General features: G+C 63.8%; 22 protein-coding genes. 11 read left to right on the top strand and 11 right to left on the bottom strand.

Features of this window, described 5'->3' with window-relative positions:
- Positions 1-154: 154 nt before the first annotated feature.
- Both BLT08_RS00780 and minD read right to left on the bottom strand, forming a co-directional pair.
- Complete coding sequence (locus BLT08_RS00780; RefSeq protein ID WP_090302902.1) at positions 155-688, bottom strand: hypothetical protein; 534 nt, start codon at positions 686-688, stop codon at positions 155-157.
- A 321-nt stretch (positions 689-1,009) separates the two neighbouring features.
- The gene (gene minD, locus BLT08_RS00775) at positions 1,010-1,918 is read right to left on the bottom strand and encodes a cell division ATPase MinD (protein WP_090302901.1); all 909 of its coding nucleotides are present in this window, start codon (positions 1,916-1,918) and stop codon (positions 1,010-1,012) included.
- Positions 1,919-2,112: 194 nt separating this feature from the next.
- On the opposite strand from minD, the gene prf1 reads away from it, so the two are divergent.
- Positions 2,113-3,372, top strand: a complete 1,260-nt coding sequence (gene prf1, locus BLT08_RS00770; RefSeq protein WP_090302900.1) for a peptide chain release factor aRF-1 — start codon at positions 2,113-2,115, stop codon at positions 3,370-3,372.
- Positions 3,373-3,476: 104 nt separating this feature from the next.
- Here the strand turns inward: prf1 and BLT08_RS00765 are convergent, their stop codons facing one another.
- Positions 3,477-3,728, bottom strand: coding sequence for a hypothetical protein (locus BLT08_RS00765; protein WP_090302899.1), 252 nt, complete (start codon positions 3,726-3,728; stop codon positions 3,477-3,479).
- 277 nt (positions 3,729-4,005) lie between these two features.
- Here BLT08_RS00765 and BLT08_RS00760 point away from each other — a divergent pair, with 277 nt between their 5' ends.
- Positions 4,006-4,755 carry a TraB/GumN family protein gene (locus tag BLT08_RS00760; RefSeq protein WP_090302898.1) on the top strand — a complete coding sequence of 250 codons (750 nt, stop codon included), beginning with the start codon at positions 4,006-4,008 and terminating at the stop codon, positions 4,753-4,755.
- Between the two features lie 74 nt (positions 4,756-4,829).
- On the opposite strand, the gene BLT08_RS00755 is transcribed toward BLT08_RS00760, so the two are convergent.
- From BLT08_RS00755 to BLT08_RS00745, 3 genes are all read right to left on the bottom strand, one after another.
- Positions 4,830-5,147 (bottom strand): HalOD1 output domain-containing protein, encoded by a 318-nt coding sequence (locus BLT08_RS00755; protein WP_175529206.1) that lies wholly within the window; start codon positions 5,145-5,147, stop codon positions 4,830-4,832.
- Positions 5,148-5,340: 193 nt separating this feature from the next.
- Entirely contained in the window at positions 5,341-5,691 is a 351-nt protein-coding gene (locus tag BLT08_RS00750) for a DUF7577 domain-containing protein (protein ID WP_090303891.1), read from the bottom strand.
- A 157-nt stretch (positions 5,692-5,848) separates the two neighbouring features.
- A complete protein-coding gene (locus BLT08_RS00745; RefSeq protein WP_090302896.1) occupies positions 5,849-6,736 on the bottom strand; it encodes an acyltransferase in 888 nt (295 codons plus the stop codon).
- A 198-nt stretch (positions 6,737-6,934) separates the two neighbouring features.
- Here BLT08_RS00745 and BLT08_RS00740 point away from each other — a divergent pair, with 198 nt between their 5' ends.
- From BLT08_RS00740 to BLT08_RS00715, 7 genes are all read left to right on the top strand, one after another.
- A complete protein-coding gene (locus BLT08_RS00740; RefSeq protein WP_090302895.1) occupies positions 6,935-8,062 on the top strand; it encodes an MGH1-like glycoside hydrolase domain-containing protein in 1,128 nt (375 codons plus the stop codon).
- Between the two features lie 205 nt (positions 8,063-8,267).
- Positions 8,268-8,408, top strand: a complete 141-nt coding sequence (locus BLT08_RS22795) for a hypothetical protein (protein ID WP_175529205.1) — start codon at positions 8,268-8,270, stop codon at positions 8,406-8,408.
- A 4-nt stretch (positions 8,409-8,412) separates the two neighbouring features.
- The gene (locus BLT08_RS00735) at positions 8,413-9,396 is read left to right on the top strand and encodes a YeiH family protein (protein WP_090302894.1); all 984 of its coding nucleotides are present in this window, start codon (positions 8,413-8,415) and stop codon (positions 9,394-9,396) included.
- A gap of 415 nt (positions 9,397-9,811) precedes the next feature.
- Positions 9,812-10,795 (top strand): PstS family phosphate ABC transporter substrate-binding protein, encoded by a 984-nt coding sequence (locus BLT08_RS00730; RefSeq protein WP_090302893.1) that lies wholly within the window; start codon positions 9,812-9,814, stop codon positions 10,793-10,795.
- A gap of 2 nt (positions 10,796-10,797) precedes the next feature.
- A complete protein-coding gene (gene pstC / locus BLT08_RS00725; protein ID WP_090302892.1) occupies positions 10,798-11,745 on the top strand; it encodes a phosphate ABC transporter permease subunit PstC in 948 nt (315 codons plus the stop codon).
- Entirely contained in the window at positions 11,745-12,602 is an 858-nt protein-coding gene (locus BLT08_RS00720; RefSeq protein ID WP_090302891.1) for a PstA family ABC transporter permease, read from the top strand. The genes pstC and BLT08_RS00720 overlap by 1 nt, the downstream gene beginning before the upstream one ends.
- A complete protein-coding gene (locus BLT08_RS00715) occupies positions 12,599-13,432 on the top strand; it encodes a phosphate ABC transporter ATP-binding protein (protein ID WP_090302890.1) in 834 nt (277 codons plus the stop codon). Before BLT08_RS00720 ends, BLT08_RS00715 begins: the two co-directional genes overlap by 4 nt.
- A gap of 55 nt (positions 13,433-13,487) precedes the next feature.
- Here the strand turns inward: BLT08_RS00715 and BLT08_RS00710 are convergent, their stop codons facing one another.
- Positions 13,488-14,906, bottom strand: coding sequence for a hypothetical protein (locus tag BLT08_RS00710; RefSeq protein ID WP_090302889.1), 1,419 nt, complete (start codon positions 14,904-14,906; stop codon positions 13,488-13,490).
- A 171-nt stretch (positions 14,907-15,077) separates the two neighbouring features.
- On the opposite strand from BLT08_RS00710, the gene trpB reads away from it, so the two are divergent.
- Positions 15,078-16,229 carry a tryptophan synthase subunit beta gene (trpB, locus tag BLT08_RS00705; protein ID WP_090302888.1) on the top strand — a complete coding sequence of 384 codons (1,152 nt, stop codon included), beginning with the start codon at positions 15,078-15,080 and terminating at the stop codon, positions 16,227-16,229.
- An 82-nt stretch (positions 16,230-16,311) separates the two neighbouring features.
- On the opposite strand, the gene BLT08_RS00700 is transcribed toward trpB, so the two are convergent.
- The 4 genes from BLT08_RS00700 to BLT08_RS00685 form a co-directional block, all read right to left on the bottom strand.
- Positions 16,312-16,722: an HIT family protein gene (locus BLT08_RS00700; protein ID WP_090302887.1), complete on the bottom strand. Its 411-nt coding sequence runs from the start codon at positions 16,720-16,722 to the stop codon at positions 16,312-16,314.
- Between the two features lie 80 nt (positions 16,723-16,802).
- A complete protein-coding gene (locus tag BLT08_RS00695) occupies positions 16,803-17,864 on the bottom strand; it encodes a glycosyltransferase family 4 protein (protein ID WP_090302886.1) in 1,062 nt (353 codons plus the stop codon).
- Positions 17,865-18,005: 141 nt separating this feature from the next.
- Complete coding sequence (locus BLT08_RS00690) at positions 18,006-19,202, bottom strand: hypothetical protein (RefSeq protein ID WP_090302885.1); 1,197 nt, start codon at positions 19,200-19,202, stop codon at positions 18,006-18,008.
- Positions 19,203-19,599: 397 nt separating this feature from the next.
- Positions 19,600-20,196: a hypothetical protein gene (locus tag BLT08_RS00685; protein WP_090302884.1), complete on the bottom strand. Its 597-nt coding sequence runs from the start codon at positions 20,194-20,196 to the stop codon at positions 19,600-19,602.
- A gap of 300 nt (positions 20,197-20,496) precedes the next feature.
- Between BLT08_RS00685 and BLT08_RS00680 the strand changes: the two genes are divergently transcribed.
- Entirely contained in the window at positions 20,497-22,332 is a 1,836-nt protein-coding gene (locus tag BLT08_RS00680; protein WP_090302883.1) for a S9 family peptidase, read from the top strand.
- Positions 22,333-22,356: the final 24 nt, after the last annotated feature.

The following is a 22,356-nucleotide window of genomic DNA, read 5'->3' as shown; positions in this document are numbered from 1 at the left end:
CGCCACGACACGGGTCTGCGCGGGCCGTCGACGGAACGCTTCGTTCGGTACTCGGCGCTAACCGGTTCGGTCGGTACCTGCCACTAATTGGGTCGTCGTTCGAAAAAGTCGAGTCGCCGTATCGGGCCGCGTGGACGTTCGCTCGAGCGTTCCGTCACTCGGCCGTCTGCTTGACCTTGTCGTAGAACTCGTCTTTCGAGAGTTCGTTCTGGAGGTAGCTGACGATCCAGTCGACGTTGACGTAGAACGAGGCGACCGTCGTGCCGCTGTGTTCGATGATCCACTCGACGGTCTTGATCTCGGCGATGAACGCCTCGATATCCACGATCGCGTCGTCGTGGTCGTCCGCGAGGGACTTCAGTTCGGCGTACAATTTCTCGTGGTCGGTGATGTCCGTCTCCACGAGGACCTCGAGTTTGTCGCCTTTCTTGTCGATCGCTTTGACCGAGATTGCGTCGCTGTCGACGTCCAGTTTCTTCCCGTCGAAGCCGGGCACGTCGTCCGTGTTGGTTCCGTCGGTGTCGTGGTCGCCGTTGTCGTCACCGTTTTCTTTGTCGTTTCCGTTGGGATCCGGATCGGAGCCGTCGTCATCGTCGTCCGATCCGTCACTTGTTTCGCTGCCGGAACAACCAGCCAGTGCGGTTGCGAGCGCTGCGCCACTGCCGAGGAGGATTTTTCGTCGCTCCATGGTCGAGCCATCGATAACGGATATGATTAGTAATCAGTTCGTTACAGTCTGTGGCGCGTGACGATGGGATTTCACCCACGAGAATCGGTGAGGCGGCGGGAGCGACGCGCTGTCGGCGTCGAATCAGTGATAGACGGCTTCGGATGGCGGTCGTTACTCCGTTCAGTACAGACTAACTGGCCAGAATGTCGTGATTTCGAGACAGTCATCGGTGCCTGCCTCCCAGCGGTCTTCCCGGCGATACGATCGGACAGGAACCCCTTACTGGACGATCGGGACCGTTCGCGAGCGTGAAACCGAGCGAAAATCCGGATTCCGCACTCAGGTATCCGACTCCGCCTCGGTGATCGCACTCGAGACGTCGTCGTGAGCGGCCTCTCGGCCGCCGGAGTCGTCGCCGTCGTCGGCCGTCGAACTGGCGCTCGAGCTGTCGGGATCGGTGTCGTCGGACTGGGCGAGACTGTCGGTCGGCTGATCGCCGTCGGGCGTCGCACTCGATTCGGTCGACGTGGTCGGGATCTCGATCCCCGCCAGATCGGCCGCGAGCCGTCTGTAGGCGGTGGCGGCCGGCCCGTCGGGACGGTAGACGACCAGCGGCGTGCCGGCGTAGACGCTCTCGCGGGCCGACGGATCCTCGGGGATCGTGCCGAGCAGGGGCGTCTCCAGCCGAGTGGCGACCTCGTCGTAGGAGACGTCGCTCTCGGGCCGGGTTCGCGTGAGGACGAGTCCGGCGACCTCCCCGCCAGCGCGCTCGGTCAACTCGAGGGTCTTCTTCGAGTCGTGGATGGCCGCGGGCTCGGGCGTCGAGACGAGGATGACCGCGTCGGCCAGCCCGAGCGGGAGGACGGTTTCGTGGCTGACACCCGCGCCGACGTCGAGAAAGACGTAGTCGAACTTGTTCCGGAGCTCCGCGACGACGTCGCTGAGCCCTTCGGGGGAGGTGTCGGCGTACTCGTCGAGGCTGGTGCCGCTCGGAACCGCGACGATGTTCTCTGTGATTCGATAGGTGGCGTCGTCGATCGGTGCACCATCGGACAACACGTCGTGAAGCGTCGTCGAGTCGGGGGACAGGCTGACGAACCCGGCGAGGTTCGCCATTCCGAGGTCGGCATCCACGACAGCGACGCGCTCGCCGGCCTCCGCGAGGGCCGTACCGAGGTTCACCGTCGTCGTCGTTTTGCCGACGCCACCTTTCCCGCTCGCAATAGCATAGACCGTCTCGTGAGACATACTCAAGTACTGTGCGGACTGTAGAACGGGAGCACCTTAAATCGTCACGTCAGCACGCGAGTTGTGTCTCGCAGTCGAACGGATACTGACACGCATCCGACTGGAACTGGTAACCACGCGTTCTCCCGACACGCTGTACCACGTCGACAGGTGTGTCAAAGGATTCTTACCCACAGCACCGTTTTGTACGGACAATGAGCCAGGAGGGCGAGCAGGAGCAATCCGACCGGAAAAAATACGAGTTCCGGAAGGTTATCGAGGATCTCAAGGACTTCGACGGCTCCGGGACACAGCTCGTAACGATCTACGTGCCCGACGATAGACAGATCAGTGACGTCGTCCAGCACGTCACCCAGGAACACAGCGAGGCGGCCAACATCAAGTCCAAGCAGACTCGGACGGCCGTCCAGGACGCACTGACGAGTATCAAGGATCGGCTTCGCTACTACGACACCTACCCGCCGGACAACGGACTCGTCCTGTTCTCCGGTGCGGTCGACTCCAGCGGCGGCCGAACCGAGATGGTCACCAGAGTCCTCGAGAGCCCGCCACAACCCGTCGAGTCGTTCCGCTATCACTGCGACTCGGACTTCCTGACGGAGCCCCTCGAGAACATGCTGGCGGACAAGGGCCTCTACGGCCTGATCGTCCTCGACCGACGCGAGGCGAACGTCGGCTGGCTGAAGGGCAAACGCATCGAGCCCGTCAAGTCCGCCTCCTCGCTGGTCCCCGGCAAGCAGCGAAAGGGTGGCCAGTCCGCCCAGCGTTTCGCCCGGCTGCGCCTCGAGGCCATCGACAACTTCTATCAGGAGGTCGCCGGGATGGCGAACGACCTGTTCGTCGCCAAGCGCCACGAACTCGACGGCATCCTCGTCGGCGGTCCCTCGCCCACCAAAGACGAGTTCTTAGACGGCGACTACCTCCACCACGAAATTCAGGACAAAGTTCTGGGGAAGTTCGACGTCGCCTACACCGACGAGTCCGGCCTGAAGGATCTGGTCGACAACGCCGAGGAGGCGCTGGCCGACGCCGAGGTGATGAAGGACAAACAGCAGATGGAGGAGTTCTTCAAGCAGCTCAACGCGGGCGACCTCGCGACCTACGGTTTCGAGCAGACCCGGCGAAATCTCGTGATGGGAGCCGTCGATCGACTCCTGATCAGCGAGGACCTCCGGAAGGACGTCATCACCTACGACTGCGGCGAGTGTGGCAACACCGACCGCCAAGTCGTCGACCGACGGAAGAACACGCCGTCACACAGCTGCACCGACTGCGGCGCCGACGTCGAGGCGTCCGAGGATGACCGCGAGGACGCCATCGATCACCTCATCGAGATCGCCGAACAGCGCGGTACCGAGACCAAGTTCATCTCGACGGACTTCGAGAAGGGCGAACAGCTCTACAACGCCTTCGGCGGCTTCGCCGGCATCCTGCGGTACAGTACGGGCGTCTAAACACGGTCGTCATCTCCTGACTGGCGATTCCGCGAGTTCACCGGCGAGTCATTCTCCGTGCTCACTCCTCGACTCTCGAGCCGATTCGCGAGCGCGGCGCTCGCTCAGTGGGTGAGCGTGCCCCGAAGATAGATCGCATCGTCGGTGATCGATTCGATACTACCCTCGTCGAGCGGGTGGGCGTCCTCGCTCTTCGTCGCCCAGCCGAGTTTCGCTTTGATCGTCGTCGTGATGCCCGGATCCGGTTCGACGTAGCCGCGATTGTCGTGGACGTCTACGAGTCGACCGACTTCGGTCCCGTCTGCGTTCAGCACTCGTTTTCCCTCGTCGGCTTTGGTGAGCGTCTCCTCGGTCATTGGTGAGCCAGCGGTCCGTCCACGCGCCGAACCGATTCGAAGCCGGGCAGTTCGTCGTGGATCGACGGGTCGGTGCGGACCGGATACCGACCACTGGGACGGGCGAGCAATAAACCGGCAAAATCGTTCCCATAGCCCATCCAACAGTTACGGTCGAACACACCACTTTCACGCGAGTATGTGCCCCATACCGCCGAAAACGCCAGTCTGAAGGGGCCGACAGGAGTCGACGACAACAGAAGGGTTATGCCGGTAGTCACGTATTACCAGTCGATCAATGGACGAATCTCCCTCCTTCGCCGCGTCGTTCGACGACCCCCGGATCACCGCCCAGTTCTGTCGGCGGGTGGCCGGGCCGTCGAGTGACTGTCTCCTCCTCGGCGTCGTCCACGACCACCCCGCAAGCATCGCTCGCGTCGAACGCGTCCTCGAGTCCGTCGCGCCCGACACGCTCGCCCTCGAGTTACCGACGGCCGCCCTCCCCCTCTACCGCGCCTACGCTCGCGACGGCTCGGACGACGCGCCGCCGCGGTTCGGCGGCGAGATGAGCGCGGCGATCCGCGCCGCGCCGGACGCCGACGTCGTCGGCATCGACGCGCCGAACTGGTCGTTCCTGCGCCAGCTCGTGACGCGGCTGATCGCCGACCGCGTCTCGACGTCGACGGCCAAACGCGTCATCTCGAGTCTCGGCGGCGCGACGCGAGAGGCGCTGACCTGCCGGGTCGCCGCGACGCTGAATCACGCGACGTCGATGACCGTCACCTGCGACGATCCGATCGAGTACGACTGCGATCACGACGACCCGCCGGAGCGACAGGCCGACCACGAGCGCTCACACGTCGCCGGCGTGCAGGCGCTGCTCAGCAGCGTCCAGACGGACGACAGCGCGCTGGCCTACCGCGACGAGACCCGCGAGCGCTGTATGATCGACCGCCTCGAGGAGCTTCGAGCGACCACCGAGGGCGACGTCGTCGCCGTCGTCGGCGTGGACCACCTCGAGCGACTCGCGGACGAACTCGAGGACTGATCGCGGCCGCGGCTCCCTCAGCGATCATCACGATCTCTTCTGCGTAAGCGTGCGAGAAGTCGAATCGACGAACGCTACCGCCGGACGGGCGGTTCGATCAGAATTTCGCCGTCGCTGTCGACCGTGACGGAGTGGTCGCGGACGGAAAACGAGAGCGTGCCGCCGTGTCGCGGGCGGCCGTCGTGGCGCGGTCGAAAGAGGGCGTCGAGCGCGTCCGGATCGACGCTGTCGTAGAGCGAGAGTCGGCTGTCGGTGACGTCGACGCCAAGACAGTCGGAGAGTGCGTGAGCGACTGTCGTACTGAGCGTCGCCGGACCGGACGGGTCGTGCATCGCGCGATACACCGGTGGAGAGCGGGACTGCGAGACGTGCGGGGAGTTCTGTCTGTACATACCTGTTCGTCGTCGCGTCACTCTCTGTGTCCTGAGGGTAAAAGCGTAATCGTTCATTACCGCCCGAACGTAGCAAATCAATCCTGGAGGTTTTTCATCTCAAGGAGACTATCTCAGAAAGTGATCGTTCGTCCGCCTGCTTTCGGCGAATCGAAGCAGTACTGTCGAACGCGACGACTGATCCCTGACTGGCTCATCGCCGAAGCGTCGAGATGCAGTTCCAGCAGTAGGTGAACGTCTGATCGGCCTCGTTGCGCGCGCCGCAGTGTGGACACCGAATCGTCTCGCCGTCGAACTCGAGGTCCTGTCCCTCCTCGAACTCCTCGGGGTCGTCGACGTCGTCCGCTGCGGCGGGGTAGCGGTCGGGGCCGGGCGAACTGTGGGGACTCGCGCGGTCGGGGTCGGCAAACGACGGCGATCCGGTGCCCTCGCTGGGTGTGCCGGCGTTCTCGCCGTCCTCCCCCTTCACATACACGTAGTACAGTAGCAGGTGTAAGAGGGTGAACAGCACCACGTAGCCGATGAGCCAGCCCCAGAGCTCCATCGGCATGACATAGGTTCTCAAGGCACTTGGATATTCCCTGCATCACCGCAAGGAGAGAGTCGTGCTGAGACGAATATACCGTTCGTGGTGGATAACTGACGATGCCACCAGGAGGTGACAGGAGGACCGTTTGTAGTCGGCGAAACGCTGATCCCGATTAGAGATCGCGGCCGAACTCGTCGAAGACCTCGAAATCGTCGGGGAGATCGTACTCGATGCGTCGCTGCTCCTGACGGTTGACGCCGGCGTCCTCGATGGGGACCGCGGCGTCCTCCCAGCCCGGTTTGATCTTGACGCTCTTGGCCGGCATGCCGATGGCGATGTGGTGGGCGGGAACGTCGTGCTGGACGATGGCGCGCGCGCCGACGATGGCGTTCTCGCCGACTCTGCAGCCCGCGCGGATCATCGCGTCGTACGTGAGTCGGACGTCGTCCTCGACTACCGTGTGATAGTTACGAACCGCGGTCTGGTCGACGACGTCGTGATCGTGGCTGTAGACGTGGACGCCGTCCGAAACCGAGACGCGGTCGCCGATGGTGAGTTTCCCGCGGTCGTCGAGGTGGACGTCGTCGTGGACGACGGTGTTGTCCCCGATCGTAATGTTGTGACCGTACGTGAACGAGATCCCCTTGAAGAACCGGCAGTCGTCGCCACACTCCTCGAAGAGGTGGTTCGCGAGCATTCGGCGGAACCGCAGTGCGAACTCGACGTTGTCCGCGATCGGCAGGCTGTCGAACTGTCGCCAGAGCCACTGGAGGTGTTTCGATCGACGGAACCGATCTTCGTCCTTCTCGGCGTAGTACTCGCTCTCGAGGGTGGTGTTACAGGGATCGTAGCTCTGCAAGCGGACGCGCTCGGCCGGCGAGACCGACTCGCCGGCCTGCCAGCGTTCGTAGGCCTCGCGATCCCCCGAGAGGTCGATCAGGACGTCCTCGACGACGGCGCAGGTGTCCTCGTCGCTCGACAGCCGTTGGTCGACCTCGTCGATGAACTCCCGCATTCCCGTCTCCGCCTCGTCGGGAAGCGAGACGTACCGCTTTGTCATACCCCGAGGTATTGCTCGCCGTGTTGATAGGGGATTCGGTTGCGGGAACGGCTTGCCGACGCGTGTGGATGGCCGAGCGGACGCCGCTTTCGGCCGGTACGTACCGTGATCGACACCGCTCACGGCGGGAACTGAACCCCCGGACCGCCGTCCCGTGCAGCCGGACGGCACTTCCCGACGCGTGCCCATTGACGGATCATGGAGACCGTTCGGACCGGCCGGTACTACGCTCGAGAACTCCACCGACGGCTCGCCCACTACGTCGAGAAGCGCCGATACGGGTTTCGGGATCACGGGTCGCTCGAGCGCGCGGCCGAGACGATCCTCGCGACCCGGGCCGAGCGAGGGTTCGAGGCCGGCGGCCACTTTCGCGGCGTCTGGCCGCGAGACCTCGCGTTCAGCGCGCGCGGGCTCTCCGCGGCGGGATACGAGGAGGCCGTCGCCGAAACCGGACGGTGGCTCGTCGACCAGCTCTCGGACAGCTCGGTCTTCTACACCGACTTTCACGATCGGTTCCACGCGGCGTCGCCGGCGGAGGGCGTCGACACGTTCCCCGCGCTCGTCTTGCTGCTCGCGGAGTGTGGCTGCCTTCGCGAGCACGCCGACGCCGTCGCCGACCTCGCGGCCGTCCACCGCGAGCGGTTCGTCACCGAGGGACTCGTCACTGGGTCGGGAAGCTCCTGGTGGGATTCGGTCGCCGGCCCCAGGGAGGCGTACAACACCGCGATGTTGCTCGCCGCGGTCGAACGGCTCGAGAAACGGGACGTCGAGACGACGTTTACGGGCGAGTCGGATGCCATCCGAGCAGCGCTGTACTCGCAGCTCTGGAACGGCCGATACTTCGACGAACGCCGCGGCGCGGCTCGCGGCTCCGGCAACCGGCGTGACCGCGGCGGCGGCGGTCGGTCGGTCCTCGCCTGCGACGCCAACGTCATCCCGCTCTATCTCGGCGTCGTCGACGACGAGCGCGCGGCCGCGATCGTCTCCTCGCTCGAGCGCCTCGAGACACCATACGGGCTCGTGATGCGCGCCGAACCGTTCTCGCACGCGGCGGTCCACCCCTTCTTTCTCCTCCACCGGGACTACCACTATCACGTCTGGCCCTGGAATAGCCTCATGTACGCCGTTGGGCTCCGACGATACGGCTACGACGACCGCGCTCGACAGGAGACCAAACGCGTCGAGGCACTGCTCGAGCCCTACGGGAACTTCCTGGAGGTCTGTACGCTCGAGGGCGAGCCCTACGTCAAGCGTGGCTACGCGACCGCCGAGGATTTCACCGTAGCCGCGGCGCTGTGGACGGAGTACCACTCGGAGAGCGACTGAGAGCGCGTTGTACCGGCTCGCGGCAATTCTCGTCGATCACGGGTAGACGAGGGACCGGAGACGGAATCAGCTCGAGTACGCACCGCCACGGTCGGCTCGGTGGTGTCCGCGTTCGCCCCGTCCGTAATAGGCCTCGGCTATAATTACCGCCATCCCCGACGAGATAGACAACCGTTAACTACGACGGCCCGTGCAGGTCGAATATATGTCGAGCGATGAGTGGTGGTCGTCCGTCGACTTTCTTGCGGCGCGCTGGTCAGCACTCGAACGCGACTGGAAGAGCGTCGTCGTCGGCGGCGTGATCGTCGCGCTGATCGGCGCGCTCGAGCTACGGATCCCCTGGTGACGAGATGGTCGTGCGACGACTCCTTCCGGGACTGCTCGCCCTCTGTCTCGGCGCGGTAGTGGCGCGAACGCTCGCGACGGCGCTGGGCGTCAACCACTTGCTTCTCGCGATCGCGCTCGGCTTCCTCGCGGCGAACGTCGTCGGGATTCCCGCGCGACTCGAGGCCGGAATCGCGACGCACAACCTGTGGCTGGGCGCCGGCATCGTTCTCATGGGGGCGTCGATCTCGATCGAAACCGTCCTCGAGGTCGGTGCACCCGTCCTCGTCCTGTTGCTCGCCGCGGTTGGAACCTCGCTCGTCGCCGTCGAACTGCTTGCCCGGAACGTCTTCGGACTCTCCGAACGCCTCGGTTCGCTGCTCGCGGCCGGGGCGAGCATCTGCGGCGTCTCCGCGGTCGTCGGTGTCGCGGGAGCGATCCGGGCTCGAGAAGAACAGATCGCGTACGCGGCGGGAACGGTGTTGCTGTTCGACGCGATCACGATCGTCGTCTACCCGCTCGTCGGCGATCTGCTGGGGCTGTCCGGAACCGTCTTCGGAATCTGGGCCGGCATCAGCATGTTCTCGACGGGACCGGTCGTCGCCGTCGGCTTCGCACACTCCGACCTAGCGGGGCAGTGGGCGACGGTGACGAAACTCTCGCGAAACGCGCTGATCGGCGTCGTCGTTCTGGTGTACGCGAGTTACTACGCTCGTCGCGGCGGCGGCGGTCGCCCGTCCCTCCGAACGCTCTGGGACGAGTTCCCAAAGTTCGTCCTCGGATTTCTCGCGCTGGCGCTCGTCGCGAGCGCGGGCGTACTCTCGTCGACCCAGCAGACGTCGATCGAGAACGCCTACAACTGGCTGTTCGTACTCGCGTTCGTCGGCCTCGGAACCGAGATCCGACTCGCCGATCTGCGGACCACCGGTGCGACGCCCGCACTCGTGGTCCTCCTCGCGTTTCTCGTGACCAGCGTGTGCTCTCTCGCGGTACTGCTGGTCCTGTTCTAATGTCGGTCGGGAAGCTCTCGAGCAGTACCGTCGATCACCGGACTCCCGCTCTGCGGAGGAGCGCCACCCGGTCGGTTCCGTAACACTGACTGGGTTCGTCGCCGATACAAGCAAAACTGACCGGTACTAGGGAGATCGGGTAACTATCCACGGAGCGGACCGAGCTCGGGTTCGGCGTCCGAAACGACCGTTCTCCGGTTTCGAGATGCCGTACACGATCGGTTCAATCGGATAGAATATCGCTCGGAGCCCGTAAAAACGGGGGTGACACCGGCCGTACCGATCGGATGCGTCGCGTGGGAGACAGACTCGTAACCGCACACTGCATCGAGAGTTTTGCTGGTTTCGTGGTAAGGGACAAAGAATTGCAGGTGTACGAGGGTGTACAAGCGTCTGGTGAGTAACCGGCGTACGAATGGAGCGAGACTACTCCCGGCGATCCGTGTTGGGCGCTTTCGGCGCCGGGTCTACGCTTGCGGTTGCAGGGTGTCTGTCCGGATCTAGCTCCGGCTCGGACATACGCATCTCCGGCGGCGTGGGCCCGCTGCCGATGATGCAGGTCTGGGCCGACGAGTACGAGTCGGAGACCGGGGTCGGAATCGACGTCTCCGGCGGCGGAACCGGCGTCGGCGTCTCGGACGTACTGAACGAGCAGGTCGACATCGCGATGATGGGGCGGACCCCCGACGAGGCCGAGATCGATCGAGGACTGTTCGCCGTCGCCATGCTCATCGACACCGTCGTCGGGACGATCAACGTCAACAATCCCGTCTACGACGAGATCCGAGCGCACGGTCTGACCCCGGACGAACTCGAGGGCGTCTTCACGCGGGAGATCACCAACTGGGGCGAACTCGTCGATAGCGAGGTCGACGAACCGATCTACGTCTACGGTCGATCGGACTCCTCTGCGGCCTACAAACAGTGGGGCGACTTCCTCGGCGGCGAAGACGACGCCTACACCGAGAACGAACTCGAGGACTTCGCCGACGGGAACTTCGACGGGGACCAGCAGATTGCCCAGGCGATCAACAACGACTCGTTGGGGATGTCGATGAACAACATCAACTACGTCTACGACTTCAACACCGGCGACCTCGAGATGAACATTCGACCCGTCCCGCTCGATCTCACCGAGAGCGGGACGCTGTCGGCCGAGGAGGACTTCTACGATACGCGAGACGAGTTCCTCACCGCCGTCGAGGAGGACGTCTATCCGGCGCCGCCGGCCCGCGAGATGTTCATCGCGGCCAACGAGTCGTTCGAGGACGAAGCTGCCGAGTTCGCCGAGTGGGTACTCACGGACGGCCAGGAGTACGTGCGAGACAACGGCTACGCCACGCTCACCGAGGATCGACTCGCCGAACAACGGGAAGCGTTGGCCGAGGAGGGGACCTGACGATGGATACGACGACCGACAGCGGATCGAACGCGCAGGCGGATCGACCGGAGCGACTCGATCGCCGACTGCTGATCGAACGACTCAGTAGCTACTGGCTGATCGGCGCCGGTCTGTTCGCCGTCGCGCTGTTCGCGCTGATCGTCCTGACGCTCGTCCAGCAGTCGATCCCGATCGTCTCCGAACACTCCCTGCTCGAGATGCTGACCTCCTCGAACTGGGATCCCGCTTCCGAGGAGTTCGGCTACCTGCCAGCCATCGTCGGCACGATCTACGTCACCGTCCTCTCGATGGCGATGGGGACGCCGATCGCGATTCTCGCGGCGATCTACATCGCCGAGTACGCCGAAGGACGGATGAAGGTGATCGTCTCCTCGTTCATCGACGTACTGGCGGCGATTCCGAGCGTCATCTTCGGGCTCGTGGGGCTGATCGTCGTCGTCCCGTTCGTCGGCGACTACCTCGCGCCCGCACTCGGCACGCACAGCATCGGGCTCGGAATCGTCACGGTCAGTCTGGTGATGGCGATCATCGTCACGCCGTTTATGATCTCGCTGACGGTGGAATCGCTCGAGGCGCTGCCCGACGAACTGCGCGAGGCCTCGCTCGGCGTCGGCGCGACGAAGTGGGAGACCATTCGATCCGTCCTGCTCCGAGCCGCAGGGCCAGGGATCTTTTCGGCGATTCTCCTCGGCTTCGGTCGCGTCTTCGGGGCAACGATCGTTCCCGCCATGCTCATCGGGGGCCAGACGGCCATCCCGGAATCCCCGTTCGACGCCGGTGAGACGCTCCCGTCGCTGATCGTCAACGACTTCGGCGAACTGATGTCGATCCCGCTTACGCAGTCCGCGCTGATCTTCGTCGGCCTACTGTTGCTCGTGATCGTTTGGCTCTTTAATTTCGGGGCGATGCTCGTCCGTCGTCGCCTTCAGCGGAGGTGGCAGTACTGATGGACCGATACGCCGAACAGCGCCTCTTCGGATTCCTCGCTCGCGCGAGCGCCGCGCTCATCGTCGCGGTGTTGCTGCTCGTCGTCGGCGTCACGATATTCCGCGGCGGCCGCGTGTTCCTCACCGATCCCGCCGTCGCGATCACGCCGCCCGGCTCGAGGTACATGTTAGACGGCGGCGGCGGGTTCCTGCACGCGGTGCTCGGGAGCCTGTTCATCGTCGTGCCGGCGACCGTCGTCGCGACGACCCTGTCGCTCTCGACGGCCGTGTTCCTCCAGAGCGACTACTCGAGCGAGCGCACCTCGGACGTCATCAACATGTTCCTCAACGTGCTCTGGGGAACGCCGCCGATCGTCTACGGTGTGTTCGTGTTGACGGTCATCATCGCCGTCGGTGCGCAGACGAGCCTGATCTTCGGGATCGTCGCCATCGCGATCTTCCAGTATCCGATCATGACCCGGTATGCGGACGAAGCGCTCCAGTCCGCCCCCGACGCGGTGAAAGAAGCGTCGTACGGACTCGGCGCGACGCGCTTCGAGACGGCGCGGGTAACGATACGAGCGGCGCTGCCGGGGATCATCGCCGGCGTCATCATGGGTTTCGCTCGCGGGATCGGCGACGCCGCGACGGTGCTCTTTACCGCCGGTCGGAGCACGCAGATGCCCGGCGGACCGTTCGAACCGGCGACGACGCTGCCGATTCTCATCTTCGAGCAGGCGGCGTCGTTCAACGCCGAGGTCCGCTCGCACGCCTACGCGGCGTCGTTCGTCCTCATCGTCGCCGTACTCGCGCTGATCATCGCATCGAAACTACTCGCGGGAAGATACGCCCGATTCGCCCCAGGAGGAAGACAATGACTCACGACACCGTCATCCGAACCGACGACCTCGAAGTAACGTACACCGGAAAGAGAGAAGTAACGGCGCTAAACGGCGTGAGCGTCGACTTCAGCGAGAATAAACTGACCGCTATCATCGGTCCCTCGGGCTGTGGGAAATCGACGCTGTTGAAGTCGCTGAACCGACTCCACGAGATCCAGCCCAACGCCGAAATCACCGGGGAGGTGTATCTCGAGGACGACCCCGTCTACGAGACCGACGAGCCGCTGCCGGAGATTCGTCGGCGGGTCGGCTACGTTCCCCAGAAGCCGACGCCGCTGCCGGTCTCGATCTACAACAACGTCGCTTACGGGCCGAAGATCCACGGCGACTACTCGCGAGAGGAACTCGACGACATCGTCGAGACGCAGCTGCGGAAGGTCAACCTCTGGAGTGAAGTCGAGGACCGACTGGACTCGCCCGGTGCCGAACTCTCGACCGGGCAGATCCAGCGGCTCTGTCTCGCGCGCTCGCTGGCCGCCGAACCCGACGTCCTGCTCTGTGACGAGGTGACCTCGGCGCTCGATCCAATCTCCGCCGAGCAGGTCGAGGAGACGCTCGCCGACCTCAAAGAAGAGTACACGATCGTCATGGTCACCCACAGCATGGAACAGGCCAAACGCCTCGCGGACGACGTCATCTTCCTCTACCTCGGCGACGTGATCGAAACGAACGACGCCCGGACGTTCTTCGAGAACCCGCAGAACGAACGGACCCAGGAGTTCGTCGAAGGCCACGCCGCGGTCGAATACGACGACGGCGACGACACCGCACCGGACTCGACCGCGGATGCGCCGCCGGCAGAGTGAGCGAACGCAGCACCTAAACGACGCTCCCGCCCCTCGCTTTCGTCCGCCTCGGAGCTCAAATTTCCTTCCACTCGATCGCGTACTCGTCCGCGATATCGCTCGTAATCGAGTCGAACCGATCGAACGACAGCGGCGGCAGATGCGCGTGTCGATCCTCGATCTCTTCGGGTAAGTCGCGGTGGTAGCGGACGTGCGTCTCGATGTCGTAGGGGAACTCGTCGGTGTCGACGCCGACGAACCCGTAGTCCTCCCGCGCGTTCGCGAGGACCTCCAGCCAGCGATCCGTCGATGCCAGTCCGGCCGACTCGACGCCGTGGCCGAACAGCGTCGCTCGAACCTCGTCGTAGGGGTCAGTGTTCTCGAGATACGCCTCCAGAAAGTCGGCGTCGGATTCGGTGTTGAACGCGGCCCAGTAGGGTATCGAGCCGGTTCGGATGGTCCACCACGGTTCGACCAGCGCGAACGACTGGACCAACAGGCGTTCGACCGGCCGGTCCCGCTCGGCGTAGCGCTCCCGGTACCAGTCCGCGACGAACGGGCTCAGCTCCCGCGGGTCGTCGAACGAGAGCCGACGCAGGTCGTACCCCTGCTCGTCCGCGACTCGCTCGAGATCTTCCCGAAGCGCCGTATCGAACCCCCACTCCGCTTCGGGCATTCGGCCGTCGGTCTCGGGGACGTCCCACTCGCGGATGCCGGCGTCCTGTCGTGCGAGGAAGTTTGCGACTTGCTCGCTGCCTTCGTAGTACTCTTCGGGCGAGAGACCGCCGAGACCACCGACCTGGAAGCTGTGGCGGTCGCCCAGTTCGATCTTCGGCCAGTCGTACTCGCACTCGAGCGAGATGATCGCCCCGTCCGAAGAGAGCACGGTGTCGATGAACTCCTCGTAGGCGTCGCCCAGTGTGCGGGATTTCGTCCTGAAGTAGGCCAGCTTCTGGACCATCAGCCGATCCTGGTTCGGATCGTGCATCTGGTGGACGGAGACGTCGGGGTTCGCCTCGAGGAACGGTTCGGCGTGGTCGATCCCCCACTGAACGTCCTCGCGGATCGCGTCGGGGTCCACGTCCCGACGAACGGGGACGAGGAACGTCTGGGGCAGGTAGGGGACACCGAGCATGGCGGCGAGGTAGACCGCCGCGCCGTTGCTCGAGCCGACGACGACCGCGGGGTAGCCCTTCTCGGGGTACTGGTCGACGACCCACTCCCGGAACGCCTCCACGTCGACGTCGCCGAGGTCGTCGGGCGAGACGCCCTCGTTCGCGCCACCCCGGGTGTAGATCCCGGTTCGCGCTTTCCGTGGCAGGTGATTCAGTTGTGCCCCGACCGGCGTCAGTTTGGGGTGGATCATCCCGAGGCCCGGGAACTCCTCCCCGCGGAGGTAGCTGGCCGCCGCCCGGACGAACACCGTCGTCGAATCGAAGTTCGGCAGCGCGGGCGGCGTCGAGCGCTCGCCCGCAAGCAGGCTCGAGATTCTCACGCCGCCGTCACCTCGGTCGCTCGTCGGCTCGCGTCGGGGCTCGCTGGAGACATGGCTGATTCAGGTCGCTCCTTCCACGAACGGTCGGATAAGGCTGAAGCCGGCAGGAGACGCCGATTGTCGTCCCGATCGTACAGAACGTATTTGCCACCGGCGTTCCACTCTCGACGTATGTCTGACGGCGCATTCGAGGGCTACGGCGGACGACACGTCCCGGAGCCACTGCAGGAACCGCTCGAACAACTCGCGGCGGCCTACGACGACGTCGCCGAGAGCGACGCGTTCCAGGCGGAACTGGACGACTTACTGAAGACGTTCGCCGGCCGACCGACCCCGCTGTATCACGCTGGAAATCTGAGCGAGCGCTACGGCGCCGAAATCTACCTCAAGCGCGAGGATCTGCTCCACGGCGGCGCGCACAAGATCAACAACTGTCTCGGACAGGCGCTGCTCGCGAAACACGCCGGCCGGGAGCGGCTCATCGCCGAGACGGGTGCCGGCCAGCACGGGACCGCAACAGCGATGGTCGGTGCGCTGCTGGGGCTCGAGACGGAGATCTACATGGGCGCGAAAGACGTCGCCCGCCAGGAGATGAACGTCTTCCGAATGCGGCTGATGGGCGCCGAGGTCAACGAGGTTACGCGCGGGAACGAGGGACTCGCCGACGCCGTCGACGCCGCGCTCGAGGATTTCGCACAGAACGTCGACGACACCCACTACCTCGTGGGCAGCGTCGTCGGACCGGACCCGTTCCCGCGGATGGTTCGGGACTTTCAGAGCGTCATCGGCCGCGAGGCCCGCGAGCAGTTCCAGGAGCGCACGGGCGACCTGCCCGACGCCGCGGTCGCCTGCGTCGGCGGCGGCTCGAACGCCATCGGGCTCTTCCACGCCTTCCGCGAGGACCCGGTGGACTTCTACGGCGCCGAGGGCGGCGGCGAAGGGAGTGACTCGAGCCGACACGCGGCCCCGCTCGCGAAGGGGCGAGACGACGTCATCCACGGCATGCGTACGCGAGTGATCGACGACGACGTCGAGGTGCACTCCGTCTCCGCCGGCCTCGACTACCCCGGCGTCGGCCCCGAACACGCCATGTTCCGTGCTGTGGGCCGCTGTGAGTACACCGGTATTACGGACGAGGAAGCGCTCGCCGCGTTCCGCGAGTTGAGCGAGACGGAAGGCATTATTCCGGCCCTCGAGTCCAGCCACGCCATCGCGCGGGCGATCCAACTTGCCGAGGACGGCGACCACGACACGATCCTCGTGAACCTCTCCGGGCGCGGCGACAAGGACATGGAGACCGCGGCGTCGAAGTTCGATCTGTAATTGGTCGACCGCCGTCGCGTCACTCCAGCGACGGCCACACCGTCCTCCAGAAACGGCACCCCAACGACGAGCGACGTCGCCGTCACACCGACTCTCGCACGCGAGTCGCCAGCGTCGACGCGTCGTCGGACTCGAGTCGATCTCGCGACAGCGAGAGCGACACGTCGTCGTCTCCGGTCCGCGGCAGGAGGTGAACGTGTGCGTGATCGACGGTCCCGACCAGCGGACCGCTGGTGTGGAAGACGCTGAAGCCGTCGGGGTCGAGCACCGCCTCGAGCGCGTTCGCGACGGTTCGAACCGACTCGAAGACGGCCGTCGACGTTGCGTCGTCGACCGCCAGTAACTCCGGTTCGTGGACGCGGGGGACGACGAGACTGTGGCCCCTCACGGCCGGGTTGGCGTCGAGAAACGCGATCGTTCGGTCGTCCTCGTAGAGTACGTGCGCCGGTCGGTCACCGGCGGCGATCCGGCAGAACTCACACTCGTCGTCCATACCCGGTTCTGCTCGCGAACGAACATATAGGTATCTCTGTACGAACGGCGATCCGATGCAGAACGTGCTGAGAGATCGGGCTACAGCAGTCCGTGCTCGTCCTGAAGCGTCCGGTACTGCTCGAGGTATCGATCGGCGACCACCGACTCGTCGTAGTCGGCGAACCGGTCGTCGAACTCGCGATACTCGAGGTCGCCGGCCTCGAGTATCGCGTCGGCCAGCTCCTCCTCGCTCGTCGTCCGGAACCCTCGGTCCCAGCCCTCGACGAGTTCGTGGGCACTCGAGTCGGCGTGGTACTCGACGATGCCGACACAGCCCGACGCCAGCGCCCAGCACATCTCCGTCGGGAACACGCAGTGTTCGGCCGTCTGGGCGAAGACGTGCGCGCCGCGGTAGACCGCGATGCGCTCCTCGAGCGACAGGTCGCCGACGAACGTGATCCGGTCTTCGATCCGAAGGTCGCTCGCGAGGCGTTCGTACGCCGCTCGTTCGGGACCGTCGCCGACGACGGTCGTCGACCAGTCCCGGCCGCGAAGCTCCGCCAGTCCGAGCAGGAGACTCTCGAGGTTCGCCCCCTCGTCGAGTCGGCGGGCGTAGACCACGTCGACTCGATCCGCCGGCGTCACCGACTGAATGCGGTCGACGTCGATCGGGTTCGGAACGGTCTCGACGTCGTCGCCGTCGGCCCCGCGCTCGCGAACCCACGTGGCGACGAGTTCCGACGGGGTGACAAGCCGGTCGCCGCGTTTCGTCGCTCGCCGCGTCCATCGGTCGTCGTCGACGCCGCCGTCGCCGTACCACTCGACGAGCAACGGAGCCCTGGCGAGCGTCGCCCCCCAATTGGCCGCGAGAACCGCCGTCGGGGGCTGTGCATTCGCGTGAACGATATCGGCTCCCGCGGCCGCCAGATCGAACGGCAGTCGCAGGCAGAACGACCGGCGTGCGTCGACGTCGTCCGTCACCGCGTGGTACGTAATCTCGTCTCGCTCGAGCGTCGGCGACTCGTCGTCCCAGAATCCGGCACAAAAGCAGTGGACGTCGTGGCCGTGATCGCGAAGCACCTCGAGAATCGTCTGGAACCGCTGGTTCGTCTCGGTTTCGCGGTGGTGTACCGTGTCGATCGAGACGAACGCAATGCGCATGTGGCGCGGAACGTAGCGCCGGGATAAAAAGTCACTTCTTTCGGCCAGTTGGCGTTCGGACCGACGCTTCGATGGGAAGCTGACGCCCGAAACTAGGGCGCAGCGTTGGACTCGAGGTCTTAGTGTGTAGTCAGTCGACGGTTACTTGTCATCACCGTCGTTGTCAGCGCCCTCGTCGTCCTTCTTGTCGTCGTCTTTGTCAGCTACTTCGCCGTCCTTCTTGTCGTCGTCCTTCTTATCGTCGTCCTTCTTATCGTCGTCTTTGTCGGCTACTTCACCGTCTTTCTTGTCGTCGTCTTTCTTGTCGTCGTCCTTCTTATCGTCGTCCTTCTTATCGTCGTCTTTGTCAGCTACTTCACCGTCCTTCTTGTCGTCGTCCTTCTTGTCGTCGTCCTTCTTGTCGTCGTCTTTGTCAGCTATTTCACCGTCTTTCTTGTCATCGTCCTTCTTGTCGTCGTCCTTCTTGTCGTCGTCCTTCTTGTCGTCGTCTTTGTCGGCTACTTCACCGTCCTTCTTGTCGTCGTCCTTCTTATCGCCGTCCTTCTTATCGTCGTCTTTGTCGGCTACTTCACCGTCCTTCTTGTCGTCGTCTTTGTCAGCTATTTCACCGTCTTTCTTGTCGTCGTCCTTCTTGTCGTCGTCCTTCTTGTCGTCGTCCTTCTTGTCGTCGTCCTTCTTATCGTCGTCTTTGTCGGCTACTTCGCCGTCCTTCTTGTCGTCGTCCTTCTTGTCGTCTTGCTCGTCTGTTAGCTCGTCAGGTTTGTCGTCTCGATCGTCGTCAGTTTTCTCGGTCGTCGTGACAGTCGTCGTCGCACCGTCCGTGGTCGTATCAGTCGTCGACGGCTTGTCGGCGTGATCGGTGGCACATTCGAGCGTCAGCTCACTCTCGTCGAGAGTCAGCTCCTTCCCGTCGATAACCGCCGAGAACTCGTAGGTGCCGTCCGCGAGTCCGCTGATCGTGACGGTTTCGTCCGCCGGAAGCGTCACGTTCAGCGACTCGGGCTCGAGTTGAGTCGCGAGCACTCGATCGACCGCGTCGCCCGTTTGTGTTCCGCTTTCGGAGGTCACCTGAATCGTGGACTGTGCTCCGTCCCAGGTGACGTTCGTTTCGACTGGTTCGTCGTTCGGATTCGTAATCGTCACGACGCCCGCGTCGTCTACGCACTCGCCCTCGATGGCCAGTGAGTCGTGTGTCGATTCCTGTGCGGTCGCGACACCGCCTACGCTCGCGACCGTCAGACCGACCGCGACCAGAAAAGTGAGCAAGATAACGCCCAAGATTCGTGTCGATTTCGGCCCCGCTATCCGTCCGTTCTGTTTCGTACTCGTGTCTCTCATGACTTCGTACGGTGAGAACACATGCGAGAACCCACCTTTGTTATGACAAGCAGACAGCAAGCTGTTCAGCGGGCGTTTGTCTCTATCCAGGGCGCGATCATATTATGCGTAGATGTCGGAAATGAATTGTCGACAACCTTCGGTTTCGAACTGTTACGTCGCGAACGAGGTTTCGAGAGGTGGATATTGAACCGCTCAAACGCCGAATTCGGCTCACAGAAAGGATAACTAGTGCTCGAGCGGTGATCCGGCTGTTTCTATTGTTGCACTGGCGACACATTTCGTATTACCCGCGTCCCCGAATCCAAGAGAGACGCTCAACGGTGTGGAAGGTACCGCATCGGTGGGATTTGTGAATCGACGAGCGTCACCGAAAGCGTCGGTCGTCGTCGATCAGTTAGTTATCGTCGCCGAAGTTGAGCATATCGCTGAAAAAGCCGGTAATCCGATCGACGATGCCATCGTCGTCATCAGCTTCGGTGTCGTCTTCGTCGTCGTCGGTCGCATCGTTCCCGTTTCCGATATCGTCGTCGCTCTCGTTCGTGTCGTCCGCATCGCTCCCCTCGTCTATGTCATCGTCCTCCGACTCGGTATCCTCGCTCTCATTTCCCTCGTCGTCGGTTGCGTCATCGTCCACCCCCTCGCTCTCATTTCCCTCGTCGTCCTCGGCGTCGTCACCATTGGCCGTGTCGTCGCCGTTCTCGTCCTCGTCCGTGGCGTTACCCTCGTCACCGAAGTCGTCCGGATCGTCGCTCTCGTTCGATTCGTTACCGCCGAGTTCCTCACCGAGATCGACCGGCTCGTTGTGCTCTTCGGTGAGATTCGTCGGCGTCTCGGTGTCGTTAGCTGGCGTCGTCTCTCCAGGCGAGAGTCCGGTGCCGACGACGGCCAGGGTTACGCCGAACGCGACGAGCACGACCAGCACCGTCACGAGGACGGCCGCGCTCGAGGCGACGCTATGTCCGTCATCGCCGTCTTCACCCGTATCTTGCATTGCCCGAAACTACTCGTCCCGAGGTGTTTTGTTACGCGTAGCAAACCATCTCGTGACACACACTGACACACGGTTCGGAGACTCGAGCGCGTCAAATATGGCCTGACAATCCAGAATACCGGATTCAGCCGCCGCAATCGAGAGACGGTGTAAGGGTGGATTAGGCTGGTATTCCGACCATAATAGTTCTGTCATTTTGAGTGTAGGCTGGGAGAGACTATCTCTTCGTTCTGTCTTTCGCGGTTGTGATGGACGTTCCGCAACCAAAACCACTACCGCGCCGAGTCGAGAGGCTGTGGTATGGACAGCTACGAGATCGAACGCTATCTCAACATCCGAAGCGCGTACGGCACGTCGTTCGGCCCCGACGGAGACCGGCTCTCGTTTCTGATGAACACGACCGGCACCGCACAGATCTGGACGCTCGAGGAGGCCCAGTCCTGGCCCGAACAGCGAACGTTCTACGACGAACAGGTGTCGTTCGCCTCCTGGTCGCCGGAGCGGCCGGAGCTGATCTTCGGAATGGACGAGGGCGGCAACGAGCGGGCTCAACTCTTCAAACTCGACGCCGAAACTGGCGAAATCGTGAACCTGACCGCGAAACCCGACGCCAAACACCGCTGGGGCGGTTGGAGCCACGACGGCGAGCGGTTCGCGTTCGCCTCGAACCGCCGCGACGAGTCGGTTTTCGACCTGTACGTCCAACAGCGCGACGAGACCGGAGACGACGCGACGCTCGTCTACGAGGGCGACGGCTGGCTCTCGCTATCGGGTTGGAGTCCCGACGACTCTCGGCTCCTCGTCTCGCAGGCGTACTCCAACTTCGACCAGGACCTCTACGTGCTCGACCTCGAGGAGGATGACCCCACGCTCGAGCACCTCACACCTCACGAGGGCGATGTCCGGTATCAGAGCGCCAGTTGGGCGCCGGACGGCGAGGGCATCTACCTCGCGACGGACGAGGGGAGCGCGGACACGCTCTATCTGGGCTACCTCGATCTCGAGCGCAGAGAGCTCGAAACCGTCGCGGATGGCGACGGCTGGAACGTCGGCGGCATCGCGCTGGACGACGAGACGGGGCGGTTCGTCTTCTCCCGGAATGTGGAGGGGTACACCGACCTCACCGTCGGCGAGTTCGATGCCGACGATCCCACCGCGTTCGAGACCTTCTCCGAACCCGACCTTCCGGGCGGGATCTCCGGCGGCGTGAGCTTCGATCCCGACGCCGAGCGCTTCGCGCTGTCGACCACCGGCGATACGGTCAACACGAACGTCTTCGTGGTCGATCTCGAGACCGGCGAGACCGAGCGATGGACGAGCGCGCCGACGGCAGGTATCCCCCGCGAGACGTTCGACGAGTCCGAACTCGTCCACGTCGAGAGCTTCGATGGGCTCGAGATCCCCGGCTTCTTTACGCTTCCCGACGGCTACGCTGATGGGACTCACGAGGGCGACGGCGTCCCCGTCATCGTCGACATCCACGGCGGTCCCGAGAGCCAGCGCCGGCCGTCGTTCTCGAGCGTCAAACAGTACTTTACCGATCGCGGCTACGCCTACTTCGAACCCAACGTCCGCGGCTCGGCGGGCTACGGGGCCGACTACGCGGCCCTGGACGACGTCGAGAAGCGGATGGACTCGGTCGCCGACATCGAGGCCTGCGTGAAGTGGCTGCAGGACAATCCGGCCGTCGACCCCGACCGAATCGTCGCCAAAGGCGGCTCCTACGGCGGCTTCATGGTCCTCGCTGCGCTGACCGAGTACCCCGATCTCTGGGCCGCCGGCATCGACATCGTCGGCATCGCCAACTTCGTCACGTTCCTCGAGAACACCGGCGACTGGCGGCGCGAACTCCGCGAGGCCGAGTACGGCAGCCTCGCCGAGGACCGCGAGTTCTTAGCGGAGATTTCGCCGACGAATAACATCGAGCATATCGACGCGCCGCTGTTCGTCCTCCACGGTGCGAACGACCCGCGAGTCCCCGTCGGCGAGGCCGAACAGATCGCCGAGAAGGCCGAATCACAGGGCGTTCCCGTCCGAAAATTGATCTTCGACGACGAAGGGCACGGCTTCTCGAAACTCGAGAACCGCATCGAGGCCTACTCCGCGATCGCGGCGTTCCTCGACGAGCACGTCTGATCGTCGCGGCCATCGTTTCGGAGT

The organism is Natronorubrum texcoconense (assembly GCF_900100335.1).
GTDB lineage: Archaea > Halobacteriota > Halobacteria > Halobacteriales > Natrialbaceae > Natronorubrum > Natronorubrum texcoconense.
This window is presented reverse-complemented; position numbering and strand designations above follow the sequence as displayed.

What these genes read in the sequence shown, in the direction of transcription:
- BLT08_RS00780 (WP_090302902.1), bottom strand. Translation starts at nt 688, where the DNA reads ATGGAGCGACGAAAAATCCTCCTCGGCAGTGGCGCAGCGCTCGCAACC.
- minD (WP_090302901.1), bottom strand. Translation starts at nt 1,918, where the DNA reads ATGTCTCACGAGACGGTCTATGCTATTGCGAGCGGGAAAGGTGGCGTC.
- prf1 (WP_090302900.1), top strand. Translation starts at nt 2,113, where the DNA reads ATGAGCCAGGAGGGCGAGCAGGAGCAATCCGACCGGAAAAAATACGAG.
- BLT08_RS00765 (WP_090302899.1), bottom strand. Translation starts at nt 3,728, where the DNA reads ATGACCGAGGAGACGCTCACCAAAGCCGACGAGGGAAAACGAGTGCTG.
- BLT08_RS00760 (WP_090302898.1), top strand. Translation starts at nt 4,006, where the DNA reads ATGGACGAATCTCCCTCCTTCGCCGCGTCGTTCGACGACCCCCGGATC.
- BLT08_RS00755 (WP_175529206.1), bottom strand. Translation starts at nt 5,147, where the DNA reads ATGTACAGACAGAACTCCCCGCACGTCTCGCAGTCCCGCTCTCCACCG.
- BLT08_RS00750 (WP_090303891.1), bottom strand. Translation starts at nt 5,691, where the DNA reads ATGGAGCTCTGGGGCTGGCTCATCGGCTACGTGGTGCTGTTCACCCTC.
- BLT08_RS00745 (WP_090302896.1), bottom strand. Translation starts at nt 6,736, where the DNA reads ATGACAAAGCGGTACGTCTCGCTTCCCGACGAGGCGGAGACGGGAATG.
- BLT08_RS00740 (WP_090302895.1), top strand. Translation starts at nt 6,935, where the DNA reads ATGGAGACCGTTCGGACCGGCCGGTACTACGCTCGAGAACTCCACCGA.
- BLT08_RS22795 (WP_175529205.1), top strand. Translation starts at nt 8,268, where the DNA reads ATGTCGAGCGATGAGTGGTGGTCGTCCGTCGACTTTCTTGCGGCGCGC.
- BLT08_RS00735 (WP_090302894.1), top strand. Translation starts at nt 8,413, where the DNA reads ATGGTCGTGCGACGACTCCTTCCGGGACTGCTCGCCCTCTGTCTCGGC.
- BLT08_RS00730 (WP_090302893.1), top strand. Translation starts at nt 9,812, where the DNA reads ATGGAGCGAGACTACTCCCGGCGATCCGTGTTGGGCGCTTTCGGCGCC.
- pstC (WP_090302892.1), top strand. Translation starts at nt 10,798, where the DNA reads ATGGATACGACGACCGACAGCGGATCGAACGCGCAGGCGGATCGACCG.
- BLT08_RS00720 (WP_090302891.1), top strand. Translation starts at nt 11,745, where the DNA reads ATGGACCGATACGCCGAACAGCGCCTCTTCGGATTCCTCGCTCGCGCG.
- BLT08_RS00715 (WP_090302890.1), top strand. Translation starts at nt 12,599, where the DNA reads ATGACTCACGACACCGTCATCCGAACCGACGACCTCGAAGTAACGTAC.
- trpB (WP_090302888.1), top strand. Translation starts at nt 15,078, where the DNA reads ATGTCTGACGGCGCATTCGAGGGCTACGGCGGACGACACGTCCCGGAG.
- BLT08_RS00700 (WP_090302887.1), bottom strand. Translation starts at nt 16,722, where the DNA reads ATGGACGACGAGTGTGAGTTCTGCCGGATCGCCGCCGGTGACCGACCG.
- BLT08_RS00695 (WP_090302886.1), bottom strand. Translation starts at nt 17,864, where the DNA reads ATGCGCATTGCGTTCGTCTCGATCGACACGGTACACCACCGCGAAACC.
- BLT08_RS00690 (WP_090302885.1), bottom strand. Translation starts at nt 19,202, where the DNA reads ATGAGAGACACGAGTACGAAACAGAACGGACGGATAGCGGGGCCGAAA.
- BLT08_RS00685 (WP_090302884.1), bottom strand. Translation starts at nt 20,196, where the DNA reads ATGCAAGATACGGGTGAAGACGGCGATGACGGACATAGCGTCGCCTCG.
- BLT08_RS00680 (WP_090302883.1), top strand. Translation starts at nt 20,497, where the DNA reads ATGGACAGCTACGAGATCGAACGCTATCTCAACATCCGAAGCGCGTAC.